Origin of the sequence: Asaia siamensis, from assembly GCF_014635085.1 — a bacterium.
GTDB lineage: Bacteria > Pseudomonadota > Alphaproteobacteria > Acetobacterales > Acetobacteraceae > Asaia > Asaia siamensis.
The window spans coordinates 23763-40912 of record NZ_BMCH01000004.1 but is presented as its reverse complement, the minus strand read 5'-3'; the positions used below and the strand labels follow the sequence as shown (position 1 = coordinate 40912).

Sequence of the window (17150 nt, the reverse complement as noted above, 5' to 3'; positions counted from 1 at the left end):
TGGTCATCTGCCGCTGCCTCCCCGCAAATCAATCAGGAAAGCCCGCGGCTTTCCTACCGTTGGCGCGTCCTCTTAGACCAAACCAGTCCGTGTTGAAAACAGGAGATTGCGTTACCGCCTGCAATTTCATTGATTTGCCACGCTAAAAAAGCGACAGGGCACGGTCGGCTCATGACCCGGCGTACAAACCATGAGCGACCAATGCTGAATGACTGTCTTTTCAGGCGACAGCAGGAAGAGGCGCAACCGTGAAGTCGCCCCGCAGGAATTCGCGTATGGACTGCGCTGCGCGATGAGACGCGCCGCGCCGCGGCTGAGAGCCGAAAGTTTCGTGAATCACCTGCTCCTGACGCGCACGGTACAGCACATGACGCGACTCTGCCTGAGCCAATGCAGGAAGGATATCTTCCTCACGCTCGACCACGTCGCCGAGCGTCCAGTGACGGAAATGAGGGTCGTCCCGCCAGGCAACGCCATGTGGATTGAGAAAGACACAGGGGCGCGGTCGGATCAGGAATTCATACACCTGACTGCTGACATCACCGATATAGAGCGACGCCCGGGCCGTATGGGTCATGTCGAGCAACGCAGAGGAAGCGGCATCGAGACTGACGCGCCCGCCCACGACACTTTCGAACAGACGGCGACGCCCCCCGAAATCCTTGTGGAAAATCTTGATATGCGGCGCAATCAGGAGATCGTATCGATCAAGCTGGTTCACCGCATCGACAAGCGGATGAAGAAACCTGCCATAGGATGACAGACCCTTCTTGTAATGCGGGTTGTACAGAGCAACCGGCTTTCTGGCAGCGAGTGATGGCTCCTGACAGCGCTCCTTGCTCACCGCGTCGAATTTCGGATAACCGACAATTCTGGTTTGCGCTGCCGTTGCCAACTTCTTCGCCAGAAAACTCTCGGCAATCTTGGGCCCGGAGACGAGAGAAAGGTCGAAATGACGAATGAGATGCTCATCATTCACGGCACGATCGCCAGCACCATGCTGGATCAGAATGAGCGCCGGGCGAACCAGCCCCATCTCCCGCAGAAGGCCGGCTGAATATTCCGTCGCCACCACAGCATCAAACTGCTCCAGCTGCGCCAGGTTTTCACGCATGACGACTTCACGCTCGGCGTCGAGCCGACGCAAACGCCTGAGCAGAGCCGCCTTCAGGGGGAATTTCAGAACACCGCGTTCGATCCTGCCGCCCAGATTGTTATCACGGCGGATGGTCTCCAGATGCTGGGCCGTTTCAGGGAAACTGACAAATTCGGTGACCGACACATTCGGGAATTGCGCCAGAGCCGATGAAACGGCGGCGACGTGGTAGCATTGATAAGGCTCTGCGACGTAAAGAAACGCAATCTTCATACGAGCCTTATCCTCTTCCCTCGAGTTGATATCACCCCTTTATAGGTCGAAGATTTATGACAATAAGTAACAATAAGATGCAGCGCTTGACCGCTCGACCTTCGAAGGCCGCATCCAACATAAACACCGCAAGGCGTTTTATGGTATATATAAAAATTATAGGGGAATAACTTCCCACATATCAGGAATTACCATTAAAATATTCTACCCATCATATAATTACAGGTAAACTCTTTGTCTCCCCCCCCCCGCCCCCACAACCCAAAACCCGCAATACAAAACCGCCAAGCCTCTTTTCTTGATGAAAATGTGAGTTTCATTACTTTTAAGACAGACGGTAGAACGCCACCGCATCGAAAGACGCCTGAGCAAAGTTGCTGAATGATGCGATCATTGTAACTTGATGGTTACAAGATTCTGACAGCAGCCGATCGCACGGAGTATGCAAGCCCCCCCCCTACTGCCCCAGGAAGCGCCCTGAACTGACCTCACGATATTCGGCATGGTCACCCAGAATGCCGAAGGCCTCTCTGTCGGTCCCGGTCATAAAAGCCGTGATCTCACGGTCACGCAGAAAACAGAGCAAGGCGTCGCGCCTTTCTGCGTCGAGATGATTGAGCGGTTCGTCGAGCAAGATCAAAGGCGCCCTGCCCGCTTTTCCCGCAGTCAATGCCGCATGATTCAGCATGACATGCACCAGCATGGCCTTCTGCTGACCACTACTCGATAGCGCCGCCTCTCGCCCTGTCAGCGCGTCTCGCAATGACAGATCGGCGCGATGGGCGCCGAATGACGTGCTGCCCTTCTGGGCATCCTCCACTCGCGAACGTTTCAACGCCGCCCGCAGACTGTCCTCAACCGCAAGCGCCGGCTGCGATGCCAGATCCCTCTCCACATCACAGACAAGCTGCAAACGGGCGACCGGAAAAGACGTATCATCCGTCACGGGAACCCGGTTCATCGACTCGACCAGCGCCATACGGGAGGCGGTCAGGGCGACTGCATGGCGGGCAATGCTGTCTTCAAGGCCATCGAGCCAGGTCGTCTGATCCGGTCGGGTCGCCAACAGGCGGTTACGCTGCGTCAGAGCGCGCTCGTGAGCGGCACTTTCACGCGCATGATTCGGATCAAGAGCAAGAACCAACCGGTCGAGAAACCGACGACGTCCGGAGGCCGGATCGCTGAACAGGCGGTCCATCTGTGGCGTCAGCCAGATCGTCGAGAAATGCGGGGCAATCTGGCCCTGATTACGCACGACCTCGCCATCGAGACGAAAGACGCGACGTGAGGAATTTGCAGGATCGGCACCGGTTGCCAATTCGAGTGCATCCTCGCCATCGCGTGCGAGACGGGCCATGACACCCCATGAATGCCCCTGGTGCCGCTGGATCAGCGCATTGGTGGCACCGCGCAGGCCTCGGCCAGGCGCCAGAAGCGAAAGCGCCTCAAGCAGATTGGTCTTGCCCGCCCCATTTTCGCCAGTGAGAACAGCGAGGCGGCTTTGCGGCGCCCATGCCAGACGCTCGTAATTGCGAAAATCAGTGAGGACGAGCCTGTCTATACGCAAATCAGGCCCGCCATTCCCTAAATTCAGACGCGCATCGGCATCAGCACATAAAGCGCTGTCGGCAGATTGGTATCACGCACCAGTGTGGGTGCTGCGCTATCGGCGAAGGCAAACTCGGCCTCGACGTCGATCTGGTCGGTGATATCGTTGAGATAGCGCGCCTGGAAACCAATCTCGAGCGACGGGCCGTCGTAGGAAACGCTGGTTTCATCCAGCTCTTCCTTGGCCATACCCTGATCGGGGCTGATTGCAGAAAGCGTCAGCAGGTTGGTCTGCACAGCCAGCTTGACCGGGCGCGACCGCTCCTGGCTGATCGCAGCAACGCGCGCCACAGCATCGGCGAAGGCCTGCTTGTTCACACGCAGGAAACGGTCATTGTTCTTGGGAATGACGCGCTCATATTCCGGGAAAGTGCCATCGATCAGCTTCGAGGTCAGCATCACTGCGCCGACGCGAAACTGGATACGCGTGTCGGACAGGCTCACCTGCACCGTGCCTGCCCCCTCATCGAGCAGCTTGCGCAGTTCGGCAACGGTCTTGCGCGGAATGATGACGCCCGGCATGTCGCCAGCGCCTGCCGGCAGATCGGTTTCCACACGGGCCAGACGATGACCGTCAGTCGCGACAGCGCGCAGCTTGGGGCCGTCACCATCCTTGGCAACATGGAAATAGATACCGTTCAGGTAGTAACGTGTCTCTTCGGTGGAAACGGCAAAACGTGTGCGGTCAACCAGACCACGCAGAACGGCGGCCGGGATCGAGAATTCATGCGGAAGATCACCCGCCACCATCGACGGAAAATCCTCGACGGGCAGAACATTCAGGCTTGTGGCATAGCGCCCGGCGCGCAGAGCCAGCGGCGCATCGCCACCGCCATGATCGAGCTCGACCATCGAGCCATCGGCCAGTTTGCGCACGATCTCGTAAAGCACGCTTGCCGGTGCCGTAACCGCACCATCACGCGCCCCTTCTGCCGCCACTTCCTCGACTACCGCAATTTCCATGTCGGTGGCTGTCAAGCGCAGAAGATTGCCTTCGATCGACAGCATGACGTTGGCGAGAATGGGAATGGTGTTCCGCTTCTCGGCGACGCTCTGGATATGGGCAAGGGCACGGATCAGCGTAGTGCGGTCAGCCTGAAATTTCATATGATCGTAGACCCTCGAACACCCGAATAACAAAAAATCATACTAGCAGAGCCGCCAGTAGCAGCAAAGAGATCAGCCTTCCAGCATGCGACGCAGAAGCTCGACATCCTCGGCGAAAGCGACATCACGCTCCATCAGTTCCTGCACACGCGATACGGCATGCATGACCGTCGTATGGTCACGATTGCCGAATTTACGCCCGATCTCGGGAAGGGAACGGCTGGTAAGCTGCTTAGCCAGATACATCGCCACCTGGCGCGGGCGGGCGACAGCACGCGCACGACGGGCAGAAGACATATCCGTCAGGCGGATATTCCAGTGTTCGGAAACCTTGCGCTGGATTTCCTCGATCGTCACGCGACGGTCATGCGCCTTGAGGATGTCATGCAGCACATCCTGCGTGCTTTCGAGCGTCACAGAGCGCCCGAAGAGATTGGCATGAGCAATAAGGCGATTCAGCGCCCCTTCGAGCTCGCGCACATTCGATGTGATCTTATGCGCGAGGAACTCCAGCACCTTGGCAGGAACCGCGACACCAGAGGCGAGCGCCTTGGCCTCGAGAATGGAAATACGCAACTCGAAAGTTGTTGCATGGATATCAGCCACCATGCCGCAACCCAGACGGGTGCGCAGGCGGTCTTCGAGACCAGACAGATCGGAAGGTGACTTATCGGCGCTGACCACGATCTGGCGACCGGCATCGACGAGGGCGTTGAAGGTATGAAAAAACTCTTCCTGCGTGTTGTCCTTGCCGATCAGGAACTGAAGATCGTCGATCATCAGCACGTCAACCGAACGCAGCTGCTCCTTGAACTCCATGGTCGATTGCGAGCGGATAGCCGCAATGAACCGGTACATGAACTTCTCAGCCGACATGTAGGCGACGGACACGCGACCACCGCTGGTCAGTTCGGAGCCGATGGCATGCATCAGATGCGTCTTGCCGAGCCCTACCCCACCATACAGGAAGAGCGGATTGAACCCGGGGCTAGATGGCTTTTCAGCCACACGGCGCGCACAGGCATAGGCAAACTCATTCGGCTTGCCGACAACGAAACTGTCGAAGGTAAACCGCGGATCGAGCGGCGCAGCCAGGTCATGACGTGCGTCCTGCACGCTTGCTGCCTGGGCAACAGGGGCCTCGATCTCGACCGCAGGCACGACCGCTTCCACTGCGACCGGCGCCGCCAGCGCATCACCGACGCGTTGCACCTGCAACTCTACATGATGGACAGCGCGATTTTCGTTGCGCCACAATTCCTGCAGGCGGTCGCCATATTGGCCGCGCACCCAGTCACGCAAAAAGCGCGTGGGAAGAAAAAGCGTGATTTCGTCTTCTTCGAGGGGGCCGAGCACGATCTGCTGCAACCAAGTACGATATTCGACATCGCCGACTTCGACCCTGAGACGCTCGCGCACTTTGACCCATTGCGATGCCAGAACAGGCTCTGTGCCTGTCGTGCAGGATACCGTCTCCGTCATTGCGGGAAGATCCGTATGAGACCCTTCGTCTGCCATCACTCCCCCGAGTTGCAATAAAAGAAACGACAGGAGCCGTCACGACCGCGCAAAACGCCCCGTTCGATCCCCCGGTTGAGGGCAGACAGGATAGGGCAAACGGACCGGGAGAGGCAAGCTTATCCGATCAGCCTGGAAGCGGATGACCGGCGAAAAAAAAGAACGGACATGGCGCTGTCGCCACACCCGTTCTTTCTTGTAGTCTCAGACCAGATATCCTTGGAAACCAAGGATATCCACATGCCTGATCAGGCCGAAGCCAGAGCCTTGATGCGAGCCGAAAGGCGCGACAGCTTGCGGCTAACGGTGTTGGCAGCAAGGACGCCCTTGCCAACAGCGCGCTGCATTTCCGGCTGCGCGGCGCGCAGGGCATCGTTGGCAGCGTTCTTGTCACCCGAAAGAATGGCCGTTTCGACCTTCTTCACGAAGGTGCGGACGCGGGACATACGGGAAACGTTACGCTCACGGCGACGCTCGTTCTGACGGATGCGCTTGCGCGCAGAGGCGGTGTTAGCCATTTCTACTCTTCAGCCCTGTTCTGTTCGGCTTGTTAGGTTGCCTTGCGACAACAATAAAGCATGCCAGCCAATCATCTCTAAAAGAGACGCAGAGCCAGCGGAGGGCTCGCCTTTAGTCCAGTTTGACGCTGCCAGTCAAGCGTCCTCTAAAGAAAGTGGCGGTTGAAGGCGCGGGCAGTAGAAACTGGAGCGCCCCGCCTGCACTACGCGACGAATTCCGTGACAGGCGGGATAGCCCGGGCATTCGGGGCAAGGCTCACCCTCCCGACCGTATACCTGATGCAATTCCTGAAAAGCGCCCGGTTTTCCCTCGGAATCAACATAATCGCGCAATGTCGAGCCACCAGCGCCTATCGCCTCCCTGAGCACCGCTGGCGTCACTTCGGCAATGCGCGTCACCTCATCGACAACCAGCGATGCGGCCCGCCTCTCCGGGTTGATCCGTGCACGAAAAAGAATTTCCGACACATATATATTGCCGAGCCCTGCGACGACATGCTGATCGAGCAGCATCGTCTTGATGGGCGAACGTTTGCCCATCAGCCTTGCCACGAGATAGGGGGCGTCGAATCCCGGCAAAAAAGGGTCAGCCCCGAGCTTCGCCAGAAGCGGATGCTCACGCTCACGCCCTGAATCCAGCAGCAGAAAACAGCCGAAGCGCCTCGGATCGACAAGACCGACCCGCGTACCGTCATCGAGCGTCAGGGTGACATGCTCGTGACGCAGCGGCAGATAGGCTGCCCCCTTGCGCCGAGACTGGGTGATACGGATACGCCCGCTCATGCCCAGATGAATGAGCAGCGTCGGCCCACGCATGAGCGCAATCAGCATGTATTTGCCAAGACGCGTCGCCGCGCGGATTTTCTTGCCATCCGCCCTTATCGAAAGATCATCAGGCACGGGCCAGCGCAGATCACTTCTGACCTCCGTGCTGATGATACGGCGGCCATCGAGGGCCGCCCTTAATCCGATGAGGATGGTTTCAACTTCTGGTAGCTCTGGCATCTTGGGTGCCGACACTATATCCAGAGAACCATGACCGACAACGCATCATTTCCCCGTCCCGAATCAGCCAGTGGCGAAAGGGAGGAGACTACCGATTTCGGATATCGCTCCGTTCCGAAAGCCGAGAAGAAGCCGCTGGTACGCGCCGTCTTCGACAGCGTAGCGGGCCGCTACGATGTGATGAACGATGTGATGTCGCTCGGCATCCATCGCGTCTGGAAGCGTATCTTCATCACCACCCTCGCGCCGAGGCGCGACCTCAAGCTGCTAGATCTGGCTGGTGGCACGGGCGATATCAGCTTTGGCTGGCTGAAGAACAATGGCGGTCCGGCGCTACTGACCGACATCAACGCCTCCATGCTCGAAGTCGGGCGTTCGCGCGCGGCTGCCAAGGGCTATCTGAGCAACATCGAATTCTCGGTTGTCGATGCCGAAGCGATTCCGCTGCCCGATCGCAGTGTCGATCGCGTATCCATTGCCTTTGGCCTGCGTAACTGCACCGACAAGAGTGCGGTTCTGCGTGAAGCCCGCCGCGTGCTGCGCCCAGGTGGCAAGTTCTGCTGCCTCGAATTCTCCCGCGTGCAGGTTGCAGCTCTCGCCCCGATCTACGATGCCTGGTCGTTTGGCGTTCTGCCAAAAATGGGCCAGATCATCGCAAAAGACGCCGAGAGCTATCGTTACCTCGCAGAGAGCATCCGCACCTTCCCCGAGCAGGACGTGCTGGCCGAAATGATGCGCGAGGCAGGGCTTGAAAAGGTGAGCTACCAGAATCTCTCCGGCGGGATCGCGGCGATCCATTCCGGCTGGAAGCTCTGATCTTTCATGCGCGCCCGGGTCATTCTGATCATAGGCGGTGGTATTGCCGCCTATAAATCGCTGGAACTGATCCGGCTGCTGCGCAAGCGTGACATTGCGGTCGAATGCGTGCTGACCGAATCCGCCACCCATTTCGTGACCCCGCTCTCTGTGCAGGGGCTGTCGGGCGCGCCGGTCCATACGGCACTGCTCTCTCTGGCTGAAGACAGCCAGATGGACCATATCGCGCTCTCACGCAGTGCCGATCTGCTGGTGATCTGCCCGGCAACGGCCAATCTTGTGGCGCGCATGGCCAATGGCTTTGCCGATGATCTGGCCACGACGCTTCTTCTCGCAACTGACACGCCCGTTCTGGTCGCCCCGGCGATGAATGTGCGGATGTGGCAGCACCCCGCAACACAGGAGAACCTTCGTCTCCTGCGTACACGCGGCTGCCTGTTCGTCGGTCCGGATGAGGGCGAAATGGCCTGTGGTGAATTCGGCCCTGGCCGCCTGAGCGAGCCGGAAGCCATCGCAAGCGCCATCGAAGACGCCCTGTTTCCACATAAGCCCCTCTCGGGACGGCATGTTCTGGTGACGGCAGGCCCGACCCATGAGCCTATCGACCCTGTGCGGTTCATCGCCAATCATTCTTCCGGCAAGCAGGGCTACGCCATTGCCGCTGCCTGTGCGCAGCTCGGAGCACAGGTGACGCTGGTCAGCGGCCCAACGTCCCTGCCCTGCCCTGATGGCGTCACGCGCGTCGATGTTACGACGGCGGTCGAGATGCTTGCGGCCTGCGAAGCCGCTCTGCCCGCGGACTGCGCCATCTGCGCTGCGGCTGTCGGCGACTGGCGCGTGGCGGACACGGCGAGTCAGAAGCGCAAGAAAGAAGGCGGCGCGCCTCCGAAGCTCACTCTGGTCGAAAACCCGGATATCCTTGCCACGCTCTCGCAGCCGGGTGCGCTTCGCCCATCGCTCGTCATCGGCTTTGCGGCCGAAACGGAAACGCTGGAAGCTCATGCCATCGCCAAGAAGCGACGCAAGGGCTGTGACTGGATGCTGGCCAATGATGTCGGCACCGGAACCAATGTTTTCGGTGGCGATCAGAATCGCGTTCTTTTTCTGGATGGCGATACCATCGAGCCATGGTCCGCAATGGCAAAGACGGACATCGCCAGATCTCTGGCCGCCCGTATCGCGGCCCGTTTTTCTTCTTCCCCAAGGTAAGGCTTCATGTCACCGCTTCCCGTTGAACTCGTCAGGCTTCCCCATGCAGAGGGTCTGGACCTTCCCCATTATGCCAGCAGCGGTGCAGCAGGCATGGATCTTCTCGCTGCCATCAACGAGGATGTCGTGATCAGATCGGGCGAACGCGCCCTGATCCCGACCGGGCTCAGAATCGGCCTGCCTGCGGGATATGAGTTGCAGATACGCCCGCGCTCGGGGCTCGCCCTCAAGCATGGCATCACGCTTCCCAACACGCCGGGCACAATCGATGAGGATTATCGCGGCGAGATCGGTATCATCGTGCTCAATACCGGCAAGGAGGATTTCGTGATCTCACGCGGCATGCGCATCGCCCAGGCTGTGCTCGCCCCCGTCATTCGTTTGACATGGGTTGAAGTTTCTGAACTGGATGAGACCTCACGTGGCGCTGGTGGCTTTGGCAGCACGGGTATCGCCCGCGCCTCCTGAGGCTCTCTGCCCTCTTTCATACCGTGGCCGACCGGCAGATTCTGACCGATCGATACAGGGCTTTTTGATACCAGGTTTCTGAGCCTGAACCAGCCGGTCTCGACTGGTTGCGTGCAGGCTCTGAGTGGCAGGATGCCGGGTTTTCATCTGTTTCCGTGAGGATTCAGGAACAGCCTGGCCGAAAGCCAGACACAAGGAAGGAGCACATGTCGCCATTACGGGTGCGACGCGGCACACGCGGAGCGGATCGAAAATCGGGGCTTACGGCATCGCTCGTTGGCACGCTTATCGTGGTCGCTGCTCTGGCGCTGTTCTCGCGCTTCCTGCCGTCACGGCTGACCCCTTTCCATCATGGCGGGTTGATCACGCCGCATTTCCGCTCGCTGGCAGGGTTGCAGGTGCTGCTTGGCGATTTCGGGCATACGGCTCTGCGCATGATCGGTGCGACGCTCACCGGATCGCTTCTGGGGGCAGTTCTGGCGCTGCTCGCAGCCAAGCTGCCTGTGCTGCGTGGTGCGGTCGGGACGGCTCTGGGTGGCATGCATATGGTGCCCCTGCTCTGCCTTCTGCCTTTTCTGCGCCTTCTGGGTTTCGAGGTCGCGGCCATCGGGACGACGTCCCTGTGTTTTGCCGCGCCCATTGCCACTGCGGCACTTGGAGCCTGGACACAGATACCCCGCACGCTCGAGGAGGCGACACGCGGCCTAGGGCTCACCAGCTGGCAGCGCCTTTGGCGGCTGGAGGCGCCTTTCGCCATTCCCGCAGGAGTGACCGCTCTGGCCCGCGCCATGCCTCTGGCCTGGTGCGTTCTGATTGCCACCGAAATGCTGCCGGTCAATGGCGCATTGTCATCGCGTCCGGGTCTGGGCGCCCATGCGGCGCAGGCAGCAGCCATCGGCTCGCTGTGGCAAACGGCTATCGCGGCGATCCTGATCGGTATTCTGGCCTTTCTGTATGATTCCTGCCTCGTTTTCCCTTGGCAGATCTGGGCCGATCGCTATCGACTGCACCCTCTCTTCGACGGCGCGCCCGATCCCTGGATGCTGAAATTCTGGCGACGCACGCGTCTGCTCAAGCGCGCAGGCGAAAGACTGCGCCGCGCACTGGCCTGGCTCGGCGATATGAGATGGGGGGGAACAGGTTTTCGCCCTGTCGTTCACAGCGTCTCGCCCTCACCGCTCATAGGCCTGTCTTCAGGTCTTTTTCTGCTCCTGATCGTTGTCGGCTTTTTCTATCGTCATCATGCTCTCGCCCTTGTCGATCTCGAGATCGTTGTCGAGCAGAGCCTCATTTCGGCGCTGCGCATGACAGCCGCCCTGGTGCTGGCGATCGCTCTCTGGCTGCCTCTTGGGGTATGGCTCGGCCTGTCTGCGCGTCGTGCCGCGATAGCCCGCGTCACGGCCCGGTTTCTGACGCTTTATCCAAAGAACATTCTGTTCCCCGTTCTGTGCCTCGCCCTGACGACGCTGAATTTCTCGCCGCTTGTCTGGCCGCTGATCCTTTGTTTCTTCTTCGTGCAGGGCCTGCTTCTGGCCCAGATCCTGCGCGGCATGCGCAGCTATCCTGTCGACCTCCTGCAGGCGGCCCGGAACCTGCAGATCAGGGGCTGGCTGTGGTGGAGCCGTGTGCTACTGCCCGGCCTCGCGCCTGCCCTGCTCGAAGCTGTCAGCACGGCGTCCATGACCGGATGGACAATCCTGATACTCGCCGAACGCTCGTCATGGACCCTGCAGAATCGCGACGGCAGCGGCATCGGCGCCTATGTCGCCCATGCCATCGAGACAGGCGATCTGCCGCGTGTCGTGCTGGGCGCCGCCGTGCTCACGCTCTGCATTGCCCTTGGTGAGATTCTGGTCTGGCACCCCCTGCGTGTGCAAATCCGCCGACGCATCCTCCCTCCTCAGAACTGACCATGGAGCCTGACATGCAGGAAATCCTGCTCTCGATCCGCAATTGTCTTCAGGTCTATCAGAAGCAGAGCAGCACCGACCTGCCGGTGCTTGAGGATGTGAGCTTCGACCTTCACGCGGGCGAGATCGTGGGCCTCGTCGGGCGCTCCGGCTCAGGAAAGAGTACGCTACTGCGCATTGCGTCGGGACTGATACCGCCGAGCGCAGGCGAGATCATCTGGAAAGGCGCCCCTCTCGCCGGACCGACACCCGATATCGCCATGGTGTTCCAGTCCTTCGCGCTGTTTCCCTGGCTGACCGTACAGCAGAACATCATGCTCGGCCTTGAAGCCAAACGTCTGCCACGGATCGACTGCGAAAGGCGCTGTGACGACCTGATCGACCTGATCGGACTGAACGGCTACGAGAATGCGTTGCCGAAAGAGCTTTCCGGCGCGATGCAGCAGCGTGTGGGGCTGGCACGCGCGCTGGTCATGGAGCCCGATCTGCTACTCATGGACGAGCCTTTCTCGTCGCTCGACATGCTGACGGCAGAAAACCTGCGTACGGATCTGATCGAACTCTGGTCCGAAAATCGCCTGCCTACGCGGGCGATGATGCTGGTCACGCATGACGTCGAAGAGGCCGTGCTAATGTGCGACCGCATTCTGCTGTTTTCGTCCAATCCGGGACGGGTGTCGCATGAATTGACCGTGCCTTTCCCTCATCCGCGCAACCGCGACGACGCCGAATTCAGGCAATTTGTCGATCATATCTACACGCTCATGACACGCCGCGCGCCGATCGTCTCCGAAGCCAGCCTGGAGAGCAGCGCACCAGCCCCGGCGCCGCATCCCATGGCGCTGGTGCTTCCGCCGATCCCGATCAATGTGCTTGTTGGCCTGCTCGAGACCCTGGCTGCAGCCCCGCTCAACGGGCGCGCCGACCTGCCCCATCTCGCCGAAAGATTGCAGATGGCGCTCGACGATCTCTTCCCGCTGGGAGAGTCTTTGCAGCTGCTTGAACTCGCCGAACTCGAAGACGGCGATATTCTCATGACAGAGGCAGGCATTCGCTTCGTTCAGGCCGATCAGGATGAACGCCGCGAGATCATGCGCACCGCCCTGCTTCATCACATACCGCTCATCCGCTCCATTCGCGCCGTTCTGGACGAGCGCTCGGGCCATCGCACGGGCGCGGATCGCTTCCGTGAGGAGTTGGAGGCCACGATGTCCCCCGGCTATGCCGAACAGACCCTCATGACCGCCACAAACTGGGCGCGCTATACCGAGCTTTTCGACTTCGACGAAGAAGCAGACCAGTTCATGCTGGACCGTGAGGCCGGAGGATACTGACGCTCGCCCGGCCTGATCGGATTCAGGCAAGGCAGAGATCGTCGATCATCATATCAGTCCCGTGGCGCGCAAGGGCCATGGTCGGCGCGTTGGTATTGCCGCTCGTGATATTGGGCATGATGGAGGCATCGATCACACGCAGGTTCTCAATACCGTTCACGCGCAAACGGCTATCGACCACCGCACGGTCATCGGCGCCCATACGACAGGTTCCTACAGGGTGCCACATGGTCGTTGCCACCCGTCTGACCCACTGCGCCAGTTCAGCGTCGCTCTGACGCTCGATTCCTGGCGCGACCTCGGCCGTGAGAATGCGCTGGAGCGAGGGCTGCGTCATGACGTCGCGCATATAGCGCACTGATTTGACGGCAAGGTCGAGATCTTGCGTCTCACCGAAAAAATTCGGATCGATACGTGGCATCGCACGAGGATCAAGGCTGCCGAGTGTGATGCTCCCACGGCTTTGTGGCTGAAGCACCACAAGTTCAAAGGTCACCCCCGCCTGCTTGCCTGACGGACTCAGCCCGTCCTCTGAGATAATCGGCGCGTGATAGCACTGGATGCTCGGCTCTGCTGCCGGGTCCTGCGGATCGAAATAGGACACGGTATCGATCGCATTGCTCGCAGCCGGGCCGGTTTTCGTCAGGAGATAGCGCAGACCTGTTGCCAAGGCCCCCAGTCCCTGGGCTGAACGCTGATAACCAAAACCGTCGCGGCAGAAAGCCTTCAGCGGCACGATGGGGTGGTCCGCAAGATTTTGACCGACTTCCGGTGAGTCATGGCGTATCTGCACCCCGAGCCCCGTGAGCTGGTCGGCTGCACCGATGCCTGACAGCATCAGGAGCTTTGGCGTATGGATCGCGCCCGAACTGACGACAACCTGCCCGGCGAAAAGCCTGTGACGCTTTCCCCGGCTCACATATTCCACGCCGATGGCACGGCCCTTGTCGATCAGGATGCGGGTGACAGTTGCGCTGGTGCGAAGTTCCACACGTCCGGACCGGAGTGCAGGGCGCAGGAAGGCATCGGCCGCGCTGCAGCGACGCCCATCGGCATAATTGCCCTGAACGGGGGAGACACCACGCTGGCTCTCGCCGTTGTAATCCGGATTGTAGGGCAGACCTGCTTCCTGAAAGGCTTTCAGACAGCCTGCATTCAGCGCATTGATCCCTTTGGGCAGGGAAATCCTGAGCGGACCGTCAATCCCGTGGAAACGATCATGGAACGTGTCGTTGCATTCCTGGGCCCGGAAGTGACGCAGCATGGTCTCGAAATCCCAGGACGCTCCCTCACCCGCAGCTTCCTGCCAGCGATCGAAATCCTGCTTCTGCCCTCTGACGTAGCACATGGCATTGATCGACGAGCCACCCCCGACCACACGCCCGGAGCGATAGCGTCTTGTGGTGCCGTCGAGCTGCTTCTGGAGCGCCGTATCATAGGCCCAGACATGCCAGTCCTTCTGCAGGATCTTGGCAAAGCCTGCAGGAATATGGATCAGCGGGTCGAAATCATTGAGCCCGGCTTCGAGAACGACCACAGAAGCGGTGCTGCGCTCGGCCAGGCGACCGGCCACGACACAGCCTGCCGCGCCGGCACCAATAACGATGACGTCGCAGGTTTTTGCCTGTTTCGGCATGAGACTATCCTTAGCTTGAAAAGAGGCTCCCGCCTGAGGCGCGGGAGCAGGCACTGGGTTCAGATCGGATAGGCTGGCGGTGTGTCGCGCAGCGTAACCCATTGCCACTCCGTGAATTCGTCAAGATTGGCCGGACCACCTATCGCGGCGCCATTGCCCGAAGCCCCGAAACCGCCGAAGGGATTGACCACATCGTCACCCACGGTCTGGTCGTTGATATGCAGCAGCCCTGCATGAAGCTGGTCGCCCACGCGCATGGCCCGTCCTACATCCCGGGAGAAGACGGCAGCCGACAAACCGTAATCGGTCATGTTTGCCAGGGTGATCGCTTCTTCCTCAGTGCTGAAACTAGTCACCACGGCAACCGGGCCAAAGATTTCCTCATCGAATGCGCGCATGCCGGGGCGCACGCCTGACAGGACGGTCGGCTGGTAGAAAAGCCCTTCCCCCTTGCCGCCAGCCTCCAGAACGGCCCCCTGGGCAAGCGTGTCATCAACGATCGAGCGAACATGGTCTGCCTGACGCTGATTGATCAGCGGCCCGTTGAACACCTCTTCAGAGACGGGATTACCGGTCCTGATCGCACGCGCCTTTGCGGCAAGCGCGTCGATAAATCGAGCAGCGATACTCTCATGAACGAGCACGCGCCCTGTCGCCATACAGATCTGTCCCTGATGGAGGTAGGCGCCCCAGGCCACATTGGTCGCTGCGGCGTCGATATCGGCATCGTCGAGCACGATAAGCGGGTTCTTGCCACCAAGCTCGAGCGATACCTTTTTCAGATGGCGCCCGGCCAGCTGACCGACTGCACGACCGGCCCCTGTCGAACCGGTAAACTGGATCATGGCAATATGCGGGTCGCAGCAAAGCGCTTCACCCACTTCGCCTCCGCCTGGCAGGACATGCAGCAGCCCTTTGGGGAGACCGGCCAGTTCGAACAGGCGGGCAATAACATGCCCCCCGCAGATTGCCGTGCGCGGATCGGGCTTGAGAATAACGCCATTACCAAGGGCGAGCGCAGGCGCAACGGCCCGCATGGCGAGATAAAGCGGGAAGTTGAACGGTGAAATGATCCCGATCAGCCCGCGCGGCTTGCGTCTTGCGCTGCTTCTCTGACCCGTGACGCTTGGCAGAACGAGCCCCTGCGCCTGTTCCGGCAGGGTCGCCGCCAGCCAGAGCGCCTTGACCGTCACCGCAATTTCGAAATTTGCCTTGAGCTGGGCACCACCGCCCTCACGCACCAGCCAGTGAGCTGCCTCGGCTGCATGGCTTTCAAGCAGGGCCGCCGCTTTCGCAAGCACAAGAGCGCGCTCTACAGGATCGGTTGCAGCCCAGAGCTTCTGGGCGCTGCTGGCTCGCTTGGCGGATTGCGTCACCTGATCGGGGTCTGCCAGCGCAATCTTTGCAAGAGTTGCCCCCGTGGCAGGCTCGACCACAGCGGCGGTCAGGGCGCGTGTCGCCCACTCTCCTGTAAAGAGGCATCCTTCGAGATGACCGCTTTCCAGGAATGGTGCCTTGTTTGTTTCAAGCTCGACGCTCATCACCATGTCTCCTTGTCTGGCCACGAGACATGCCGAAAAAACCCATATTCTGGGAAAGACCAGTTTGGTCGCTTTCTCAACCTTTTAGGTATAATGCCCTTTTGGCGGGGAATTCTTGCCGGCCTCAGGCCAGATCAGGGGTGTAAAGAAACCGTGATAGAGCTTCGCAAGCTGCGTTATTTCCTGACGGTCGCCGAAGAGCGCAATTTTTCCAGTGCCGCGAAACGACTGAACATGGCTCAGCCGCCCCTGAGCCGGCAGATACGCGAACTGGAAGACGAACTGGCCGTCGCTCTTCTCGACCGCAGTTCACGACCACTAAGCCTGACAGCGGCCGGTCAGCTCTTTTTCGAACAGGCGAGCCAGATCCTCAGCAGCCACGAGCGACTGAAAACGACCATGGCGGATTTCAGCCAGACGCGTCGCCCGCGTCTTTCTCTTGGTATCGTGGCATCGGCATTTCATCTGCGTCTGCCGCATCTCATCCGGCACTACCGTCACGCTGCACCAGGCATTGCGCTGTCGATCCATGAGATGAATTCAGCCGAACAGGTGGCCGCGCTAATCGATGGCCGTATCGATATCGGCCTCGACCGTACCGAGAGCAACGAACCCGAGATACGCAGCATCATTCTGAGAGAAGAACGGCTCGTACTCGCAGCCCCGGCAGATTTTGCCGGATCGCAGAGCGATTCTTTCGATCTCACCCGCCTGACCGATGAGACACTTATTCTCTATCCGCGCGATGACGGCCAGAACTACGCCCAGAAGACCATGACCCTTCTTAGGCGTCACGGTGTCATACCACCCAATCTGATCCAGGTTCAGGAAATGACGACCGCCCTGTCACTCGTCGCCGCAAGGATGGGGCTCTGCATCGTCCCTGTATCGGCCCGTGCCATTGGCCATCCGGAGATACAGTTTCTGTCGACACGCCAGAGCATTACCTGCCCGGTGACGCTCAACATGCGTGCCGAACCGCCTTCAGAAGCCATACGGGTCTTTCTGAAGGCGCTTGGCGAGCTCTATGTCGAGTGGGGTTTCGGGGCTCTTTCCCTTTAGGACGAAAAGAGCGGTAGGGGACCTGTCCAGCCTCGCAGCCAAACCGCCC

Annotated in this window: 14 protein-coding genes; 6 read left to right on the top strand and 8 right to left on the bottom strand. The window is 59.8% G+C overall.

All coding sequences use genetic code 11. The features are described from left to right. Positions 1-220: 220 nt before the first annotated feature. From IEV53_RS08345 to mutM, 6 genes are all read right to left on the bottom strand, one after another. The gene (locus IEV53_RS08345; RefSeq protein WP_188426337.1) at positions 221-1369 is read right to left on the bottom strand and encodes a hypothetical protein; all 1149 of its coding nucleotides are present in this window, start codon (positions 1367-1369) and stop codon (positions 221-223) included. Between the two features lie 457 nt (positions 1370-1826). Next, entirely contained in the window at positions 1827-2936 is a 1110-nt protein-coding gene (gene recF, locus IEV53_RS08340; RefSeq protein WP_188426336.1) for a DNA replication/repair protein RecF, read from the bottom strand. A gap of 23 nt (positions 2937-2959) precedes the next feature. After that, positions 2960-4084: a DNA polymerase III subunit beta gene (dnaN, locus tag IEV53_RS08335; protein WP_188426335.1), complete on the bottom strand. Its 1125-nt coding sequence runs from the start codon at positions 4082-4084 to the stop codon at positions 2960-2962. A gap of 72 nt (positions 4085-4156) precedes the next feature. Next, positions 4157-5566, bottom strand: coding sequence for a chromosomal replication initiator protein DnaA (dnaA, locus tag IEV53_RS08330; protein ID WP_188426334.1), 1410 nt, complete (start codon positions 5564-5566; stop codon positions 4157-4159). A gap of 284 nt (positions 5567-5850) precedes the next feature. Continuing rightward, the gene (rpsT, locus tag IEV53_RS08325; protein WP_025885973.1) at positions 5851-6120 is read right to left on the bottom strand and encodes a 30S ribosomal protein S20; all 270 of its coding nucleotides are present in this window, start codon (positions 6118-6120) and stop codon (positions 5851-5853) included. Positions 6121-6255: 135 nt separating this feature from the next. Next, on the bottom strand, positions 6256-7125 hold the full coding sequence (gene mutM / locus IEV53_RS08320; protein WP_188426333.1) for a bifunctional DNA-formamidopyrimidine glycosylase/DNA-(apurinic or apyrimidinic site) lyase: 870 nt from the start codon (positions 7123-7125) through the stop codon (positions 6256-6258). Positions 7126-7155: 30 nt separating this feature from the next. Here mutM and IEV53_RS08315 point away from each other — a divergent pair, with 30 nt between their 5' ends. From IEV53_RS08315 to IEV53_RS08295, 5 genes are all read left to right on the top strand, one after another. Further along, the gene (locus IEV53_RS08315) at positions 7156-7941 is read left to right on the top strand and encodes a class I SAM-dependent methyltransferase (protein ID WP_188426332.1); all 786 of its coding nucleotides are present in this window, start codon (positions 7156-7158) and stop codon (positions 7939-7941) included. 6 nt (positions 7942-7947) lie between these two features. Then, complete coding sequence (gene coaBC / locus IEV53_RS08310; RefSeq protein WP_188426331.1) at positions 7948-9150, top strand: bifunctional phosphopantothenoylcysteine decarboxylase/phosphopantothenate--cysteine ligase CoaBC; 1203 nt, start codon at positions 7948-7950, stop codon at positions 9148-9150. A 6-nt stretch (positions 9151-9156) separates the two neighbouring features. Beyond that, positions 9157-9618, top strand: a complete 462-nt coding sequence (gene dut, locus IEV53_RS08305) for a dUTP diphosphatase (protein WP_188426330.1) — start codon at positions 9157-9159, stop codon at positions 9616-9618. Positions 9619-9824: 206 nt separating this feature from the next. Continuing rightward, positions 9825-11528, top strand: coding sequence for an ABC transporter permease subunit (locus tag IEV53_RS08300; protein ID WP_188426329.1), 1704 nt, complete (start codon positions 9825-9827; stop codon positions 11526-11528). A gap of 14 nt (positions 11529-11542) precedes the next feature. Further along, positions 11543-12862, top strand: coding sequence for an ABC transporter ATP-binding protein (locus IEV53_RS08295; protein ID WP_188426328.1), 1320 nt, complete (start codon positions 11543-11545; stop codon positions 12860-12862). Positions 12863-12884: 22 nt separating this feature from the next. Here IEV53_RS08295 and IEV53_RS08290 read toward each other — a convergent pair whose 3' ends face one another. Together IEV53_RS08290 and IEV53_RS08285 are read right to left on the bottom strand one after the other, a co-directional pair. Continuing rightward, positions 12885-14498, bottom strand: coding sequence for a GMC family oxidoreductase (locus IEV53_RS08290; protein WP_188426327.1), 1614 nt, complete (start codon positions 14496-14498; stop codon positions 12885-12887). Positions 14499-14557: 59 nt separating this feature from the next. Then, positions 14558-16039, bottom strand: a complete 1482-nt coding sequence (locus IEV53_RS08285; RefSeq protein WP_188426326.1) for a benzaldehyde dehydrogenase — start codon at positions 16037-16039, stop codon at positions 14558-14560. A 153-nt stretch (positions 16040-16192) separates the two neighbouring features. On the opposite strand from IEV53_RS08285, the gene IEV53_RS08280 reads away from it, so the two are divergent. Further along, positions 16193-17101, top strand: coding sequence for a LysR family transcriptional regulator (locus IEV53_RS08280; protein ID WP_188426325.1), 909 nt, complete (start codon positions 16193-16195; stop codon positions 17099-17101). The last annotated feature ends 49 nt before the right edge of the window (positions 17102-17150 follow it).